Source organism: Ruegeria sp. AB9 (genome assembly GCF_056542585.1).
The window spans coordinates 142,147-157,323 of record NZ_JBQGAA010000008.1; the positions used below are offsets into that span (position 1 = coordinate 142,147).

The 15,177-nt window shown below is 57.1% G+C and carries 15 protein-coding genes and 1 pseudogene; 7 read left to right on the top strand and 9 right to left on the bottom strand.

Annotated elements, in window-relative coordinates; translation table 11 throughout:
* Positions 1-30: 30 nt before the first annotated feature.
* Complete coding sequence (locus ACR0K5_RS16605) at positions 31-651, top strand: glutathione S-transferase family protein (protein WP_480630771.1); 621 nt, start codon at positions 31-33, stop codon at positions 649-651.
* Between the two features lie 174 nt (positions 652-825).
* Positions 826-1,803, top strand: a complete 978-nt coding sequence (locus ACR0K5_RS16610) for a YeiH family protein (RefSeq protein ID WP_480630772.1) — start codon at positions 826-828, stop codon at positions 1,801-1,803.
* Between the two features lie 8 nt (positions 1,804-1,811).
* On the opposite strand, the gene ACR0K5_RS16615 is transcribed toward ACR0K5_RS16610, so the two are convergent.
* Positions 1,812-2,999: an MFS transporter gene (locus ACR0K5_RS16615; RefSeq protein WP_480630773.1), complete on the bottom strand. Its 1,188-nt coding sequence runs from the start codon at positions 2,997-2,999 to the stop codon at positions 1,812-1,814.
* 70 nt (positions 3,000-3,069) lie between these two features.
* Here ACR0K5_RS16615 and ACR0K5_RS16620 point away from each other — a divergent pair, with 70 nt between their 5' ends.
* The gene (locus tag ACR0K5_RS16620) at positions 3,070-4,026 is read left to right on the top strand and encodes a GlxA family transcriptional regulator (protein WP_480630774.1); all 957 of its coding nucleotides are present in this window, start codon (positions 3,070-3,072) and stop codon (positions 4,024-4,026) included.
* Positions 4,027-4,037: 11 nt separating this feature from the next.
* Here ACR0K5_RS16620 and ACR0K5_RS16625 read toward each other — a convergent pair whose 3' ends face one another.
* On the bottom strand, positions 4,038-4,598 hold the full coding sequence (locus ACR0K5_RS16625; RefSeq protein ID WP_480533415.1) for a TetR/AcrR family transcriptional regulator: 561 nt from the start codon (positions 4,596-4,598) through the stop codon (positions 4,038-4,040).
* A gap of 112 nt (positions 4,599-4,710) precedes the next feature.
* Here ACR0K5_RS16625 and ACR0K5_RS16630 point away from each other — a divergent pair, with 112 nt between their 5' ends.
* The 3 genes and pseudogenes from ACR0K5_RS16630 to ACR0K5_RS16640 all read left to right on the top strand — a co-directional run bounded on the left by ACR0K5_RS16630 (position 4,711) and on the right by ACR0K5_RS16640 (position 7,326).
* Positions 4,711-5,646 carry an MBL fold metallo-hydrolase gene (locus ACR0K5_RS16630; protein ID WP_480630775.1) on the top strand — a complete coding sequence of 312 codons (936 nt, stop codon included), beginning with the start codon at positions 4,711-4,713 and terminating at the stop codon, positions 5,644-5,646.
* A gap of 96 nt (positions 5,647-5,742) precedes the next feature.
* Positions 5,743-6,909: pseudogene (locus ACR0K5_RS16635) on the top strand (CaiB/BaiF CoA transferase family protein).
* Between the two features lie 135 nt (positions 6,910-7,044).
* The gene (locus tag ACR0K5_RS16640; RefSeq protein WP_480630776.1) at positions 7,045-7,326 is read left to right on the top strand and encodes a nitronate monooxygenase; all 282 of its coding nucleotides are present in this window, start codon (positions 7,045-7,047) and stop codon (positions 7,324-7,326) included.
* A gap of 470 nt (positions 7,327-7,796) precedes the next feature.
* Here the strand turns inward: ACR0K5_RS16640 and ACR0K5_RS16645 are convergent, their stop codons facing one another.
* From ACR0K5_RS16645 to ACR0K5_RS16665, 5 genes are read right to left on the bottom strand one after another with little or no spacing between them, the layout of a single operon-like run.
* Positions 7,797-8,432, bottom strand: a complete 636-nt coding sequence (locus tag ACR0K5_RS16645) for a nitrile hydratase subunit alpha (RefSeq protein WP_480630777.1) — start codon at positions 8,430-8,432, stop codon at positions 7,797-7,799.
* Between the two features lie 3 nt (positions 8,433-8,435).
* Complete coding sequence (locus tag ACR0K5_RS16650) at positions 8,436-8,753, bottom strand: SH3-like domain-containing protein (protein ID WP_480630778.1); 318 nt, start codon at positions 8,751-8,753, stop codon at positions 8,436-8,438.
* Positions 8,746-9,075 carry a ScnB-like protein gene (locus ACR0K5_RS16655; protein ID WP_480533405.1) on the bottom strand — a complete coding sequence of 110 codons (330 nt, stop codon included), beginning with the start codon at positions 9,073-9,075 and terminating at the stop codon, positions 8,746-8,748. The genes ACR0K5_RS16650 and ACR0K5_RS16655 overlap by 8 nt, the downstream gene beginning before the upstream one ends.
* Position 9,076: 1 nt before the next feature.
* Positions 9,077-9,826, bottom strand: coding sequence for an enoyl-CoA hydratase/isomerase family protein (locus tag ACR0K5_RS16660; protein WP_480630779.1), 750 nt, complete (start codon positions 9,824-9,826; stop codon positions 9,077-9,079).
* Entirely contained in the window at positions 9,823-11,031 is a 1,209-nt protein-coding gene (locus ACR0K5_RS16665; protein WP_480630780.1) for a CaiB/BaiF CoA transferase family protein, read from the bottom strand. The genes ACR0K5_RS16660 and ACR0K5_RS16665 overlap by 4 nt, the downstream gene beginning before the upstream one ends.
* A gap of 137 nt (positions 11,032-11,168) precedes the next feature.
* Here ACR0K5_RS16665 and ACR0K5_RS16670 point away from each other — a divergent pair, with 137 nt between their 5' ends.
* Positions 11,169-12,179 (top strand): phenylacetaldoxime dehydratase family protein, encoded by a 1,011-nt coding sequence (locus ACR0K5_RS16670; protein ID WP_480630781.1) that lies wholly within the window; start codon positions 11,169-11,171, stop codon positions 12,177-12,179.
* A 5-nt stretch (positions 12,180-12,184) separates the two neighbouring features.
* Here ACR0K5_RS16670 and ACR0K5_RS16675 read toward each other — a convergent pair whose 3' ends face one another.
* On the bottom strand, positions 12,185-13,735 hold the full coding sequence (locus tag ACR0K5_RS16675) for an AMP-binding protein (RefSeq protein ID WP_480630782.1): 1,551 nt from the start codon (positions 13,733-13,735) through the stop codon (positions 12,185-12,187).
* Entirely contained in the window at positions 13,732-15,168 is a 1,437-nt protein-coding gene (sauS, locus tag ACR0K5_RS16680; protein ID WP_480630783.1) for an acylating sulfoacetaldehyde dehydrogenase, read from the bottom strand. Before sauS ends, ACR0K5_RS16675 begins: the two co-directional genes overlap by 4 nt.
* Between the last annotated feature and the right edge of the window lie 9 nt (positions 15,169-15,177).

Genomic DNA, 15,177 nt, shown 5'->3' on the forward strand with positions numbered 1-15,177 from the left:
CCCCGCGACGCTGTCAGGAAAGAGCACAGAATGGAACTTTTCATCAAACCTCATGCCAGCTCGCTGGCGCCGCATATCGTACTGAATTGGTTGAACGTTGATTACGATCTCCAAGAGACCGAGTTCTTTGACGACGTCCTATACAAACACAACCCAACTGGAACCGTCGGCTTTCTGAAGCTGCCAGACGGGAAGGTCATGACCCAGGTCGCGGCGGTCATGAAACATCTGGTGCGCAGCCACCCAAGCGCCATGCTCGGCCCGCCCGAGGATATGGAGACCGCCTATCAGACCGACCGTTGGCTGTTGTTTCTTGCCAGCGATGTGCACCCGCCGTTTCATCTGCTGTTTTTGCCGGACCGCTACGCGATCAACGAAAACGCAGCAGCCCGCGAGGCGGCGCTGGTGCTATGCTATCGGAACTTCGCCATTCTGGATGCGCATCTTGAAGGACGCAACTTTATGCTGGGCGATCAGAAATCCATCGTGGATGCGCTCTTGTTTCCCATGATCCGTTGGTCCTACATGCAATTCGCGGATGACCACAAAGCCTATGCCAACCTAAACGCACTGCACGACCGGATGGAACAAGACCCCGGCGTCCAGCGCGCGATGGAAAAGGAGGGCATCTGGAAAACCATATCGCGCTAATGCCCATCAAGCATCAGGGACAGACCAAGACCATGGACATATCGACGAGCGCAGCGCTCGCCCACCGCCTATTTTCGTTGCAAAAGCCGCCGGGCTGCACCTCGGCGGGTCTGCATCACTTCGCTATGCCGGAGCCCCAGCCCGACTTGGTCTGCGTGCTCGAGGCCATCTGACATGACACTTGTACAGGTATCCCGGCTTGTACCGGGGGTTTTGACATGTCTGATCGTCGCCGTCGCTGCACGATTCCTGTCAGACCACTACGCCGCGCCGACGATGCTTTTTGCTCTTCTCCTGGGGCTCAGCCTGCATTTTCTGGCGGAAGATAAAAAAGCTGTGCCGGGCATCAGCTTTGCCGCAGCGGATTTGCTTAAACTGGGCGTCGCCTTGCTTGGGTTGAGGATCACCCTGGCCGAGATCGGGGCCATGAACGCCGAAACCATCCTGCTGATCATCGGCGGCGTTGGATTCACAATAGGTATGGGAATCGGGCTGTCCTATTTGCTGGGCCGAAAACTAAAATTCGGGCTGCTGACAGGCGGAGCAGTTGGGATCTGCGGGGCCTCTGCCGCACTGGCCATTTCCGCGGCTTTGCCAGACTCGAAAACCAAAGAGCGCGATACCGCCTTTACTGTGGTCGCGGTCACCACTTTGTCGACAATCGCGATGGTCCTCTATCCGATTCTCGGCAAAGCCATCGGGTTCGACGACCAGACCATCGGCGTTCTGTTGGGTCTTACCATTCATGACGTCGCCCAAGTGGTCGGAGCAGGCTTTTCGGTGTCTGACGAGGCCGGCAGTACTGCGACACTTATCAAACTGTTCCGCGTCTCGCTCTTGGTGCCGGTTATCCTTCTTATCTCGGTTGCTTTTCGCAATGAATCGGGAAGCGGAAAACGCCAAGGGGTACCCTGGTTTGTCTATGGCTTTGTTCTTGCGATCGGGGTCAACAGTTCCGGCCTTTTGCCCGAACTGGTGCACGCCGTTCTCTCTGAACTGTCTGGTTGGCTGCTTATTGTTGGTATCGCTGGCATCGGTATCAAGACTTCGCTCCAAAGTCTCGCCACGGTCGGAACCACGGCGCTGGTGATTGTTTGCCTGGAAACCGCCGTCCTTTTCGGTGTGGCCACGTCAATTCTGGCCTGGTGGTGATACTTGCCTCATGAAACGGATGCTTTTGTTCGATGGTTTGTTTGGAAGAGAAGAAGCCCGAACGCCAATAGGACTGGGGCAGATAGTCCAGCCAGACCAATCCAGCCGATCCCGGCATAGAGTGCGCCCGACATAAGCGACGCCGCCGAGGACGAGATTGCAAGGATCGTATCGTTCGCGCCCTGGATTAAGGGGCGCTCCTGCACGCTCAGCGCCGATTGCAGCAGGTGTGTGCCGCTGACAAAGCCGAAATTCCACCCGACTCCAAGCAAAATGAGCGCGGCATAGAAATTCAACAGCTCCAGCCCTGACCAGGCAACAACAGCCGAGAACAACAAAAGCGCAATGCCAATCGCAGCAATCCAACCGGCCCCGAAACGTTTGATGAGTGATCCGGTGAAAAAGCCGGGCGCAAACATGGCCACCACATGCCAGCGGATGACATCTGCGGCCTGGGTGTCGGCAAAACCGCAGCCGATCATGGCCAAAGGCGTTGGTGTCATCAGCAAGACCATCATCGCCTGCGAAAGCGCGGCAATGCCAATGGCGACCGCAATCCGGGGATTGTTGCTCAGGATGCGGCGCAAGGTTGCGGTTTTTTGCGCGGTCTGAGCGGATCGCCGCGCCTGCGTTTTCAAACCAAGAACCGGAATTGCGCCCAGTATCGCCAGTATCGCCATCGCCGTATAGGCTCCCGCCAAAGGGGTTGGTGCCAGCGCATCCTTTGACCAGGAAAACAATTCCGGGCCGATCAGCGCGGCGGCCAGCCCGGAGGCAAGAGTAAAGGAAATCGCCTGCGGTCGATGCTCTTCGGTGACCGCCTCGGAGGCTGCGAAACGGAAATAATTCACACAGATCAAGGCACTGCCCAAGGCGACATGGGCCGCGCACAGCAAGACAAAGCTTTGGATCTGAAGCGCCAGCACCGCAAGGCCCGCGCCAGCAAAAAGCGCAGCCGCCCCCAGCAAAAAGCCCGCGCGCCGGCCGAAACGCCCCATGAATAGCGATATGGGAGAGGCCACGGCGATCCCGGCCAGCATCTGCGCCGATGGCGGCGCGGTGGCCAGCCAGCTTTGGGGCGCCAACCAGGCGCCAGCCAAGCCGCCCAGAATGATCAGCATCGGCATGGCAGAGCCAAGAATGACGTTGCCCAAAAGGATCAGTACAAAGTTCCGGTTCAGCATAAACAGGCCCAACGTTCAGGTGTTGTTATGTGTTCTTTTACACGCTGGCCGACTTGGCGATAATGACATACAATCATCAATTATGGACAAAATACGCCATATCGACGTGCTTCTTTTTGACAACCTGAATATTTTGGATGTTGCCGGGCCGGTTCAGGCATTCAATTCGGCCAATGATAACAGTCTGATCCGATATCAGCTGCGCTACGTGTCGCTGGATGGCAGCCCCGTCATCGCGTCCTGCGGATTGCGGTTGCAGGCGGATCGGGCGGCAGGGCATGACGGCGGGCAGGATCTGCTCATCCCCGGCGGACGCGGTATTGATCGCCTGTTGCGGCATAAAGGGCTGCGGCAGCTTCTTCGCGGCTGGTTGCAGTCGGCAGATGATCGGCGGCTGATCTCGATTTGCTCTGGCGCCCTGATCCTCGCAGATGCGGGGTTGTTGGATGGCCGGGCTGCAACAACCCATTGGTCGCGCGCCGTTCAAGCCCGTGACATGTTCCCAAGTGTCAACTGGAACACAGACGCGCTCTATCGTATTGAAGAGCCGATCTTCATGTCGGCGGGTGTCACATCGGGCATAGACTTAGCGCTGGAGATCATCAGACGGGACTACGGTGCGACTGTTGCCCTCTCGGTGGCGCGAGAGTTGGTGGTTTATCTCAAGCGCAGTGGCGGACAAAACCAGTTCACTGACGTTCTCGAAGCCCAATTCATAGAAGATACAGAAATCTCCCGCCTGATCTCGGCCTTGCATGACGACCCAGGTCAGGTGTGGACGCTAGATCGTATGGCCGATGTCGCTGGACTGACATCACGCACCCTGGTTCGGCGTTTCTCCGCCCTGACGGGGCACTCTCCTGCAAAGTTTTTGGAGCGTTACAGGGTCAAGCGCGCAACTGACGCGCTGTGCGCTGGCATCCCGATTGGGAAGAGCATTGAAATCTCGGGGTTCCGTGATTTCCAGCAAATGCAACGCGCGTTCAAACGGCAACTTGGGACAACAGTCGGAAACTATGCAGGGAACTTTGCCAAATGAGTTTTCCCAAGTCACGGTCGGGCTAACTGAATCAGCTGGTTCAGCGCCACATCCAGATCTTGCGGCTGTTGGATGCCGCGCGAAACCATCATCGCCCCTTCCAGGCCTGATACAAATGTTTTGGCAAAAGTCCTGGCGTCGATATCGGCACGAATGTCGCCATCGGCTTGGCCCTTTTTGAGTACCTCGCCAACCCATTCATGTTGCGCTTCAAAGAACCGCTGCACTTCGTTACGAACGTTGTTCGGCAGCGTTGATGCGTCGGCGGCTAATACGCCACCCAAGCATAACCCACCCTGGTCCCGCAAAGACACCACGAACAAAGTCCCATAGGCCCTCAACAAGTCCGGCGCGTTAGGGGCCATGAGTTCGTTCAACGCATCTGAAAACGCTTCACGATAGGCTCTTGCGGCGGCTTCAACCAATTCCGCTTTGGTCGCGAAGTGATAGTGGATGCTGGCGCTTTTGATGCCGACCTGAGCAGCCACATCCCGAAAGCTGAAGCCGTTATAGCCACGATCCATCATCAGCACCCGAGCTGCATCCAGAATTTCATTCGCCTTATCGTTCATGTGATATTCAAACCCGGTTCAGCTTACCTATCAAGTACTAGATAGGGGTTGACGCGTCAAGATCACGTCCCTACCTCTTTGCCTACCTAGTACTTGATAGACAGGAGGTTCTATGTCACATCTCAATTCAGGTCGCCGCCGGGTATTGTTGGGCGCAGCAGCAACGGCGCTCTCCGCTCCCGCGATTGTACAAGCCAGCACACTTGGAGGCGGACCAATCGGCGAAGGCGTTGCGCCGCTTGAACATGGAACCGTGACGATTGCGGATTTCGGGACAGTCAAAATCCACAGCTACCAAAGCCCCGACCTAACCGGATGCGTGACGACGCATATCGTCGAAACACCCGAACGGCTCGTGTTCATCGATGGTCAGCGGTCTGTCATCTATGGGCAGGAGGTCCGCGACTATGCCGCCGCAACGGGCAAGCCTGTGGACCGCATGATCATTTCACACCTACATCCCGATCACTGGTTTGGAGCTTACCAGTTCCGAGATGTTCCGATCTATTCTTTCGCCGAAACCCGGGCCGAGATAGATCAGCTGGGCGACTTCTTTATCGAAATCAGCCTCGAGTCACTGGGCAAACACGTCCCTCCGGTTAAGGTTGTGCCGAACCAGATCATCCAGCATGGCGCAACAGAAGTGATCGACGGAGTTCCGTTTGAGTTTCGCTACGTGACGGATGCCGAGTCCGACAACATGATGACCATTTACCTGCCGGATCAGAAAGTCCTGATCGCGCAGGATATGCTCTATAACAACTGCCACCTGTTTTGTGGGCACGGCAACTTCGACGGCTGGGCGGCCGGACTAAAAGCGATGCAAAAGGACACGACTTTCGACCTCGTTCTGCCCGGCCATGGTCCTACCTCTGGCTCGCGCCAGGCGATTGATGACGCTATCGTCTATCTGGACCACGTCCAGAGTGCCTATTCCAAGGCGTCAACGCCCGAGGAACTAAAAAGCGCTATCCTTGAGCGCTACCCGTCTTATCTTGCAGCGGGGCTTGTCGATATTCAGAACTTGTTCCTGTTCCCCAAGTCATAGGATGCCGAAGTGCTGCGGGCAGTTTCATTCTGCCCGCAGCGATCTATGCTGTTGAGTGTAACGATCCGAATACCCACCCAACTACCGGAGAATGATATGACGGGTCCCCTAACTGGCGTTCGCGTCATCGACCTCACGACCGTGATCTCCGGTCCGCTGGCCACCATGACCCTTGGCGATCAAGGTGCGGACATTATTAAAATCGAACACCCCGATGGCGGCGATTTTTCGCGCCAAGTCTCAACCCGTCACGCAGACATGTCGGCGTCTTTTCTGAACAACAACCGTAACAAGCGCTCGGTTACGTTGGGCCTGAAGTCCAAGGATGGAGTGAAAGCCGTTCAATCCATGGCCGCCCAATCGGATGTGTTCATTCAGAACTTTCGCCCGGGGGTCGCAGACCGGCTGGGGCTTGGATATGAGGCACTTTCGATGCTGAACCCCAAGCTGATCTATGTTTCAATCGCAGGGTTCGGGCATACGGGGCCTCTGGCCCAAAACCCCGTCTACGATCCCTTGATTCAGGCGGTCTCGGCGCTCACCACCGTTCAGGCTGGATCGGACGAAGAGCGCCCGCGCCTCGTGCGCACCATCCTGCCGGACAAGTTGACCGGCATCCAAACCAGCCAAGCAATTGCTGCGGCTCTCTTCTCCCGTGAACGCAGCGGGATCGGCCAGCACATTCAGGTGTCGATGCTCGACGTACTGATTGCGTTCTTATGGAGTTCGGATATGAACGGCCACACCTTTGAGGGCGATGAATTGGAACGCGAAGAGGCACAATCCTACATTGATTTGATCTATGAGGTGGCGGATGGCTTCCTAAGCATTGCTGTGATGCAAGACAAGCAATGGCGCGGGTTTGCCGCTGTCGTGGACCGCACCGCCCTTTTGGATGATCCACGTTTCTAAACGCCGGAACTGCGAGAAATGAATCGCGATGCCCGACTGGAAGCCATTCAAAAGGCCGTCAAAGGGTTTACCCAGGCTGATTTGATCCAGCGGTTGGACGCCGAGAACGTACCCAACGCGCCGGTGCTGACACGCAAACAGATGCGGCAGCACCCACAGGTTCAAGCAAACGGAATCATCGTTGAGACCCTGCACCCAATTGCGGGCATGTTACGGCAGGCGCGTCATCCGTCCAAATTCTCGAGAACGCCTACGTCCATTCATCGACATGCCCCCGCACTGGGGGAACACACGGATGAAGTGCTTTCCGAATTCGGCATTGCGCCCATCAACGCCGTCAGCAAATCATGAATGACTCTGGAAGCGCTCCGACGAACGGTCGGGTGATTGTGATCGCCGGTCCAAGTAACCTGAAGGCGCGACAAAAGACAACGCTCCGTTGTACAACCAAAGGGTCAATGCAGCAAAAAACTATGGGCCGCCAACATGCATACATTCTTCGCCGACACCCGCGCGCAAATTCCGCTTATCCAGGCCCCCATGGCAGGGGCACAAGATGAAGAACTTGCAATCGCTGTGGCGCAAGCGGGCGGCATAGGATCAATCCCATGTGCGATGCTGACCCCGCAAGATGTATTGGCCTCAGCCTCTCGGTTCCAGAATGCGACCAACGGTCCATTGAACCTCAATTTCTTTTGTCATACCCCCAACCGATCGCGATCCACTGCGCGAGGAGATTTGGCTTCGGGAACTGCGCAAGTTCTATGATGAACTCTCGATCCCGTCTGACTATCCCACAGGCGGTCTGCCCCGCACATTGGATACCGCAATGGTCGATGCGGTTTGCAGGATCAAGCCCGCCGTAGTGAGCTTTCACTTTGGCCTGCCTGCGCGAGGGTTCGTCAACAGGTTGGTCCGCGAGGCCGGGCCGATAAACCCCCATGTACAGGCCTTTCCGCTTGCGATTTCCGCATTGGGGCCACTGAAATCAGCAACCCTGGGGACAGAAGACTTTGCTTCCATGTGGGCAGGTGAGAATTGGAGAACCGGCGACGCAAAACCCGCAGCGGACATCATACAAGAACTTGCACAGGGATTCGAGCGGACTTCTTAGTAATAAGATCCAACTCGATAGCCTCCGACAGGCCAAGCTACCTTCCAGATTGTGATAAGCGCGCGAAACGCAGCAGAAACCGTAAGCCAAAGGCTAGTGTAACAGCCTACCGCGTAACCGACCGTTACAAGTCTGCAGGGTTCAGAGCCGGACGCACACCGATCATGCTGTCTCGCGTCACAAGCTTGGCAAGCTCTTCCTCGCTCCAACTTTCGGTTCCGGCCGGACGTGCGGGCATCACAAGATATCGCATGTCGGCCGAGCTGTCATGGACCCGAAGTTCCACATCCTCAGGCAGTTCGAGCCCGAACTGGCGCAACAATGCGCGTGGTCGCACGACGGCGTCTGATCGGTAAGCTCGGCTCTTGTACCAATCCGGCGGCAGCCCAAGAAGCGGCCACGGATAGCAGGAACACAGTGTGCAAACGACCAGATTGTGCAGTTTGGGCGTATTCTCCAACACGATGAGGTTCAGCCATGTTGGCTCTAACCCCAGTTCCCTAGCCGCTTCGGTGGCGTTGTTGCGCATGCGATCCAGATAGGCCGGATCGCTCCAGCCTTTGGCGACCATACGCGCCCCGTTATGCGGCCCGCGCCGATCCATCATCTGGTGCACATCCACCAACTCTGCCTGCGAAATGGTGTCATTCTCGATCAGCAACTCACGCAGGGCTATTTCCATGAACTGATAATAGCCAGTGATGTGGTCTTCCTCATCCGGCTGGTTGGGGTGCGGATGGTGATGAGGGTGATCATGCATGGGTCAAGGTTCCTCAGGGATTAACCAGTGCTCGAATACTTCGACTTCGATAGTGTCCACGGCAGGCCCGGCGTAGTTGGACCACAAGTCTTTCATGGCAACACGAACGCGGTAAAGCGGCGTTGCGGGCAAACCATCTCGGCGATAGGCAAGCTCTTCAGGATTGGCAAACGCACCGCAATATCGCTCGATCACACCTGCCACGCCCCGCAAATAGTGCGGCGTACGGCAATGGCCGATGGGATAGGCCCCGCGCACACGCACCCGATCACCGGGTGCGAAAGCAGCAGTTGCATTGCTCCCAAATGCCGGTTTAGTCATCGCGTTTCTCTGCGTAACGCTCTTCAACTTCGGCAATCCGACGGCCCAGTGCATCGTCTGTTACAAGACCGCGCTCGACCATGATTTGCGACATCGCCCAAATCCACTGCTCATAATAGGTCAGCCTCTTGTATTTCTCTTCTCCCATACCCTCGACCGCGCGGCGCAGCTCATCGACCTTCAACAGCCCTTTGCGCGCCAGAAGCTCGCGCAGCGCATGGGTCCGCTTCTCCCATGGGTCATAATCGTGTTCGTCTTCGCTAAAAGGTTCATCGAGAACCCCGCCAAGGTCATGAATGCCACGTGTGTCGGGATGAAGCATGTCAAGAAGCCTCCTTTTGCTGTTTGGCCGCCGCCATCTTGTCGCGGTAGGCCGCGATGCGCATCCTCAGGCCCGGACGACCCGCAGTTCTGACGATTGCCGCCAGATCAGCCGCGCGCGTATCGGCCTGGGTCAGATCGAGCATATTCGCAAGAGCGGTTTTCGACAGCACCACCGCGCGGGCGGCAAGGTCGCGCGCGACATCGTCCCATTCGGATTGCGGTGCAACTTGCGTGGCAAAGCTCGTCTCGCGCGCCTCTTCGGCTGCGACCACTTTTGTATCAATCAGTATGTCGCGAGCCGCATCTGGACCAATCAATGCCGTCAAGCGGCGGGTTCCAAGGGCCAGCCCAAAGTTCCAGCCCGGCATCCGAAACTTTGCTTCAGGGCTGGCAATTCGGAAGGTGCAAGCCGCAAACAGATCCACCCCGGCGCCGACGCTTTGCCCTTGGGCAAAAGCTGTAACCGGAACCGGACAATGGTTTACAAGCTGCAACAGATGCTCGATCCTTAGGATGCGCCACAGGATATCTCCATCCGAAAGATCAGCCAGATCAGCCAGATAAAACCCGGTGCAAAAATGACGTCCCGCGCCACGAATGGTGACACACCGCGCCTGAACAGAGCCTTCAAATACTTCAATCAGCGCTTCGACCAGATCAGGCGACAGGGCATTTCCCTGCGCAGGCAGGTTTAGGGTCAGCGACAGGATATCCTCCTGCCGAGCAATCAGAAGCGCTGAACCGGTCATGCACTACGCCTTTCGGTTTGGGCCAGACCTGCCAACACTTCGTCTGTGTGGGCGCCAAGCTCTGGCGGTGGCGCCGCTATCTGACCCGCTGTATCATTGATCCGCAACGCCGGACCAAATGTCCGGGTCTTGACCCCGTTGGGCAACTCAAACTCTTGCACCCAACCCATATGCTGCACCTGTTTGTCGGCCAAAGCATCGGAATAGGTGTTGATTGGGCTTGATGGTACACCCTTGTCGGAAAATGCCTCTAACCAGTACGCGACCGGCTTGGTCCGAAAAACACTTTCAAGCGTGGATCTTAGTTCTGCCTGGTTGGCGGCACGCAGTGCCGGGTTGGTATAATTTGGATGCTGTTTGAGATCCTCGCGGCCCACAACTTCACACACCAAATACCAGAGGTTGTTGTTCCCCGCGGCCATACCAAAATGACCGTCCGCAGCTTCGAACGCCTGATACGGCGCGTTTCGGGGGTGCGCCGAACCCAATTTGCGCGGATCTTGACCGGTTCCAAAATACTCGCTGGTTTGCAACGCAGCGATGGCCATCGTCGCCCCAAGCATCGCGACATCAATATGCTGTCCGTGACCCGTGCGGCCCCGCTCGACCAGCGCAGCATTGACCGCCATCGCACCATAAAGAGCGGAGACGAAATCGCATAGTGGCACGCCACATTTGACCGGGGCTCCTCCTGGCTCGCCGGTGATGCTCATGACACCTGCCATGGCCTGCATGGTCAAATCAAAGCCGCCTTCCCGAGCCCGAGGGCCCGTCTGCCCGAAGGCTGATATTGAACAGTAAATCAACTCGGGCTTCTCTGCCGACATCGTCGCATAATCAAGCCCGTTTCGCGCCATCACACCGGGTCTGAAATTTTCGACCACGACATCCGCCGACAGGATAAGATTACACGCATTCTCAATGCCTTCCGGGGTTTTCAGGTCCAAAACGACAGATTTTTTGGACCGGTTGATCGACGCAAAATTCTCGGAATAGCCATCATTGATCGGCGGCCACATGCGCATCGCGTCACCGCTTGGACGTTCGACCTTGATAACCTCGGCATCCATGTCAGCCAGCAACATGGCGCAAAATGGTCCTGCTGCGATTTCGCAAAATTCAACCACTCGGATCCCGTTCAACGCACCCATATCAACCTCATATTCTATATTGCATGACAATGTTCTAAATAATAGGACGACCATGTCATGTCAATCGGACTTGTGTTGGGCAGCGCAAATTGCATTTGCAAATCTAGCCTAACAAAGGTACTTTTGGAATACCGTTCTGCTATTTGGAATTCTTGTAGATGCTGACCCAGACCAATCCTCGCCGCTTTCCGATGTCCAAGCCAGAAGGTCACAAACCCGCAGTGCAAAGGTATTCGGCGCAGTTTCCCGAAACCGTTCAAACGGTGCGCGCGCTGTATCTGGGCATTCAAGGACCGAGAGATTTGGGCCCGGCGCTGGTTGAATTTCTCAAAGATGCAAACGGCCTTTTTGCTCTGACCGACGGACCCACCCATGTCGACATGGCGCGGCTGACGGACACTGAGGGCTTTGATACGGCCTTTTGCGTCGCATATTGGACGGATGAGGCAGCCTATGAACGCTGGAGCGCGTCGGCAGATGTCGTCGCCTGGTGGAGCGACCCGACCAAGCTGACCGGTGAAATAGGGTACTTTTGGGAAAGCTTGTCCTCGACATTGCGCAACGCCGAGACTATCGCCTTCAAAGAGTACATTCGTGGCTTGTCGGCTTGCCCACATGCGCAAATCGCCGCGATGGACGAAAGTGGCTATTGGGGCGGTGCCAGGGATCGCATTCCCGCCTCTGGCGAGGACGCGTTTGAGCCGACGAAAGAGGCGATCGAGTTTGTCCCGCGACAAGATACGCTGGGACGAAAGGTCTCGGTCGAAGCGCCGGACAATATCTGCTTGATCCGATCCGGCGTGTCGTGGGCGGAATGCGGCGAGGAACAGCTGAACAGCTATCGTGAGAATATCGAGCCCAAATTGGATATTGGCATGGAGTTCCTGCGCCAGAACCCGGAAGAGACCGGTTGTATGTCCTTGCGTCAGGTTCGTGTCATCGGCGCAGACGGGGCAGACGCGCAAGAGGCCTATTCGGTCGGATACTTCCTGTCGCTCGGGCATCTTGAACGCTGGTCCAAAGAGCACCCGACCCATTTGGCCATTTATTCGCGCGCGCAAATGGAGCGGAAGAAATACGGCGAAAAGCTGGAACTGCGAACCTATCACGAGGTCTATGTGAAAAACCGCGCGTCCCGGTTTGAATATATCAACTGCCACGGACGTACCGGTCTGCTGCCAATCCAGTATGTCGATGGCTGATGGGATCACGCCGCGCTTTCCTGCGCGTTGACCTGATCGGCCAGTTTGATCCTTTGTATTTTGCCCGAAGGACCTTTGGGCAATTCCGGTAGGATATAAACACGGTCCGGCGCCTTGAACGTGCCCACCCTGTCGATGCACAGAGCAATCAGCGCGGCTTCGTTCAGCTTTGATCCGGTGGTCAGTACGACACCTGCGTGAACCTTTTCCCCGTAATGGGGACAAGGCACGGCAAAGGCCGCCGCCTCGATCACATCCGAATGGGCATATAGCGCATCGTCGATCTCGCGCGGGGCAATGTTTTCTCCACCCTTGATAATCAGCTCTTTCAGACGCCCGGTCACAAAGACATAGCCGTCCTCGTCCATCCGGCCCAGATCACCGGTTCTCAGCCAGCCATCTGTGGTCAACGTGTCTGAGGTTGCCTGCTCGTTCTTCAGATAGCACCGCATTACGTTCGGCCCGCGCACCAGCAGTTCTCCCTCCTGCCCGCGGTCCATCGGCTGGCCGATCGGATCGGCGACGATGACCTCATTGCCAAACGGAATACCGGGCGAGCCGATCTTGCGCGGACCGGGCGGCAAGGGATTGGACAGGATTGGCGCGGCGGTTTCAGTCAGACCCATGGTTTCAATGATCGGAACGCCGAACATCGTCTCAAAAGCGGTCTGCAGATCGGGTGCCAGCGGGGCTGATGCGGATCTGGCAAAGCGCAGACTGGGCAGTTTTTCGGCCAACCCTCCCGTTTTCTTGGCGTCATCAGTCAGATAGGAAATCTGCGTCGGAACCAGCGATATCCAAGTGACGTTGTGCTGTGCGGCAAGCGTCCAGAAATGGGAGACCCCGAACCGGCGGGGCATAACAACACTGCCACCCGAGACAAGCGGGCCCAGCAGGGTCACACACAACCCATTGATGTGATAGAGCGGCAGCACGCAGAGCGCACGGTCCTCTGCGGTGAGCTCATGCGCAAGACAGGTATTCACACCGCCCGCCAGAAGGTTTGCATGGCTGAGCACAACCCCCTTGGGCCTGCCTGTCGTGCCGGATGTATAGATCAGCAAACCATCCGCGTGGGCGCCCAGTTTGGGCAGTTTGAATTCGGAACCCGGTGAGCCGGAAAACAGATCGGCATCGACTCGTACGATCTCGGGCGGCAGCGCCCGGTCACTATAAGCCGCCGAAATCAGACTGTGCGCATCGGTATCCGCCAGAACCAGCCTGGCATCCGAATGCTCAAGCACATAGGCAATCGTATCGTGCCCGGCGACCAGATTGATAGCCGTCGCATGATAACCGCCATAAAACAGGCCAAGGATCACAAGGGCGGCCTGCGCTCCGTTGCTCATGGCAAACGCAACATTCTGCCCGGGCTCGACACCGCGCCCAGCGACCTGCGCGGCAACCGCGCGGGCGGCATTCTGCACATCCTGATAGGTATGCGACGTGCCACTTTCCCCGTCGATGATGAACGCCGCATCGGGGGTTTGTTCGACGCGTTGATCCAGCAAGTCCCGGATGGATCGCTCGTCCGTAAGCGCAGCCCAGTCCTTCATTGCCCCGTTTCCTTCCAGTAGTCCGCAAACACATCTTCAAGGGTCGGCTCGCGCGGTGCGACGGGGCGCACAATCATGGTGGTGTTCATGAAGTGGCGATAGTTGACGTTTTCGTCGATGGCATTGCCACCCCAGCTGCCGCAGCCCATCGACAAAGAGAACGGCAACCCATTGTCGAAAGATCCGCCAGTGGCGAATGTATGCGCCTGATTGACGATGACCCGGCAAACCGGAACCGTCATACCAAGGTCACGGACCCGTTCGTCGCGGGTTGTGTGTATGCCGATCGAATGGCCGGCCCCTTGATAGGCAAGAACGCGCGCTGCCGTTATGGCCGCCGCCTCGTAGTCCTGCGCCGAATAGAGCGCGAGCACCAAAGACAGCTTTTCACCGGATTCCGGGTGGTCGGGTCCAATGCCAGTGGTCGGCATGACCAGGAACCGCGCGCCCCCGGGTTCGGCCAGTTTGATGCCTGTCACCTCCAGCAGTTTGCCGAGGTCCTGAGCGATGATTTGCGGGTTCAGACGACCGCCGGGAAACATCGCCTTTTTCACTGCAATCGCATCTGCATCGCTTAACACACGACCGCCAGCCCTGTGCAGCTCGGCCAGAAACGCCTCGCGCACCGAATCGACAACGACAACAGCATTTTCGGACGAACATGAGGTTGCGTTGTCAAAACACTTCGACGCCGCGATCTTAGCCGCTGCCGAGGAAAGATTGGCGGTTTCGTCCACAATCACGGTCGCGTTGCCAACACCGACACCGATTGCAGGCGTCCCCGATGTGTAAGCGCGGCGCACGTTGTCCTGTGATCCGGTGACCACCAGCATGTCCGCCATTTCCATCAGCGCCTGGGTCTTGGCCTTACTGGCAGGCAGCGGCACCATCTGCACCAGATCAACCGGCAGACCAAGCCTGGCAAGCTCGGCATGGATATAGCCGACCAGCTTTTCGCAAACCCGAACGCCCTTGGGCGACGGAGCCAGGATAATTGCATTACCGCATTTCAGCGCATTGATCGCATTATTGGTCGGCGTCGCCACAGGGTTTGTCGAGGGAACGATGGCCGCCACGACACCTTTTGGCCGCGCAATCTCCGTCAGACCCGTATCGGGGTTGTCAGCAATGACACCTTGCGTCCGGGCCCGGGTGATATCGCGCAACAAGCCCAGCGTTTTGCGGTGGTTCTTGAGAATTTTGTCCGACACATTCCCCAGGCCTGTTGTCTCGACAGCCATTTCGGACAGTTCCCGATTGCGGGCCCCATCCAACAACGCCCAGCCCACCGCGCGCGCCGCCATATCGTAGCGGGCCTGATCCGCTCCGGCCTCAAACGCGGTCTGCGCGCGCCGCGCGCGCGCCACAAGCTCAGCGATCAGGTCATGGGCCGCGTCATCTGCCGGAGGTTTGTTCATGGTTTCGGTTACCATCTGGTAATG

Bases quoted from the DNA above. Each gene is read 5' to 3' on its own strand.
- ACR0K5_RS16605 (WP_480630771.1), top strand. From the start codon at position 31: ATGGAACTTTTCATCAAACCTCATGCCAGCTCGCTGGCGCCGCATATC.
- ACR0K5_RS16610 (WP_480630772.1), top strand. From the start codon at position 826: ATGACACTTGTACAGGTATCCCGGCTTGTACCGGGGGTTTTGACATGT.
- ACR0K5_RS16620 (WP_480630774.1), top strand. From the start codon at position 3,070: ATGGACAAAATACGCCATATCGACGTGCTTCTTTTTGACAACCTGAAT.
- ACR0K5_RS16625 (WP_480533415.1), bottom strand. From the start codon at position 4,598: ATGAACGATAAGGCGAATGAAATTCTGGATGCAGCTCGGGTGCTGATG.
- ACR0K5_RS16630 (WP_480630775.1), top strand. From the start codon at position 4,711: ATGTCACATCTCAATTCAGGTCGCCGCCGGGTATTGTTGGGCGCAGCA.
- ACR0K5_RS16640 (WP_480630776.1), top strand. From the start codon at position 7,045: ATGCATACATTCTTCGCCGACACCCGCGCGCAAATTCCGCTTATCCAG.
- ACR0K5_RS16645 (WP_480630777.1), bottom strand. From the start codon at position 8,432: ATGCATGATCACCCTCATCACCATCCGCACCCCAACCAGCCGGATGAG.
- ACR0K5_RS16650 (WP_480630778.1), bottom strand. From the start codon at position 8,753: ATGACTAAACCGGCATTTGGGAGCAATGCAACTGCTGCTTTCGCACCC.
- ACR0K5_RS16655 (WP_480533405.1), bottom strand. From the start codon at position 9,075: ATGCTTCATCCCGACACACGTGGCATTCATGACCTTGGCGGGGTTCTC.
- ACR0K5_RS16660 (WP_480630779.1), bottom strand. From the start codon at position 9,826: ATGACCGGTTCAGCGCTTCTGATTGCTCGGCAGGAGGATATCCTGTCG.
- ACR0K5_RS16665 (WP_480630780.1), bottom strand. From the start codon at position 11,031: ATGGTCGTCCTATTATTTAGAACATTGTCATGCAATATAGAATATGAG.
- ACR0K5_RS16670 (WP_480630781.1), top strand. From the start codon at position 11,169: ATGTCCAAGCCAGAAGGTCACAAACCCGCAGTGCAAAGGTATTCGGCG.
- ACR0K5_RS16675 (WP_480630782.1), bottom strand. From the start codon at position 13,735: ATGAAGGACTGGGCTGCGCTTACGGACGAGCGATCCATCCGGGACTTG.
- sauS (WP_480630783.1), bottom strand. From the start codon at position 15,168: ATGGTAACCGAAACCATGAACAAACCTCCGGCAGATGACGCGGCCCAT.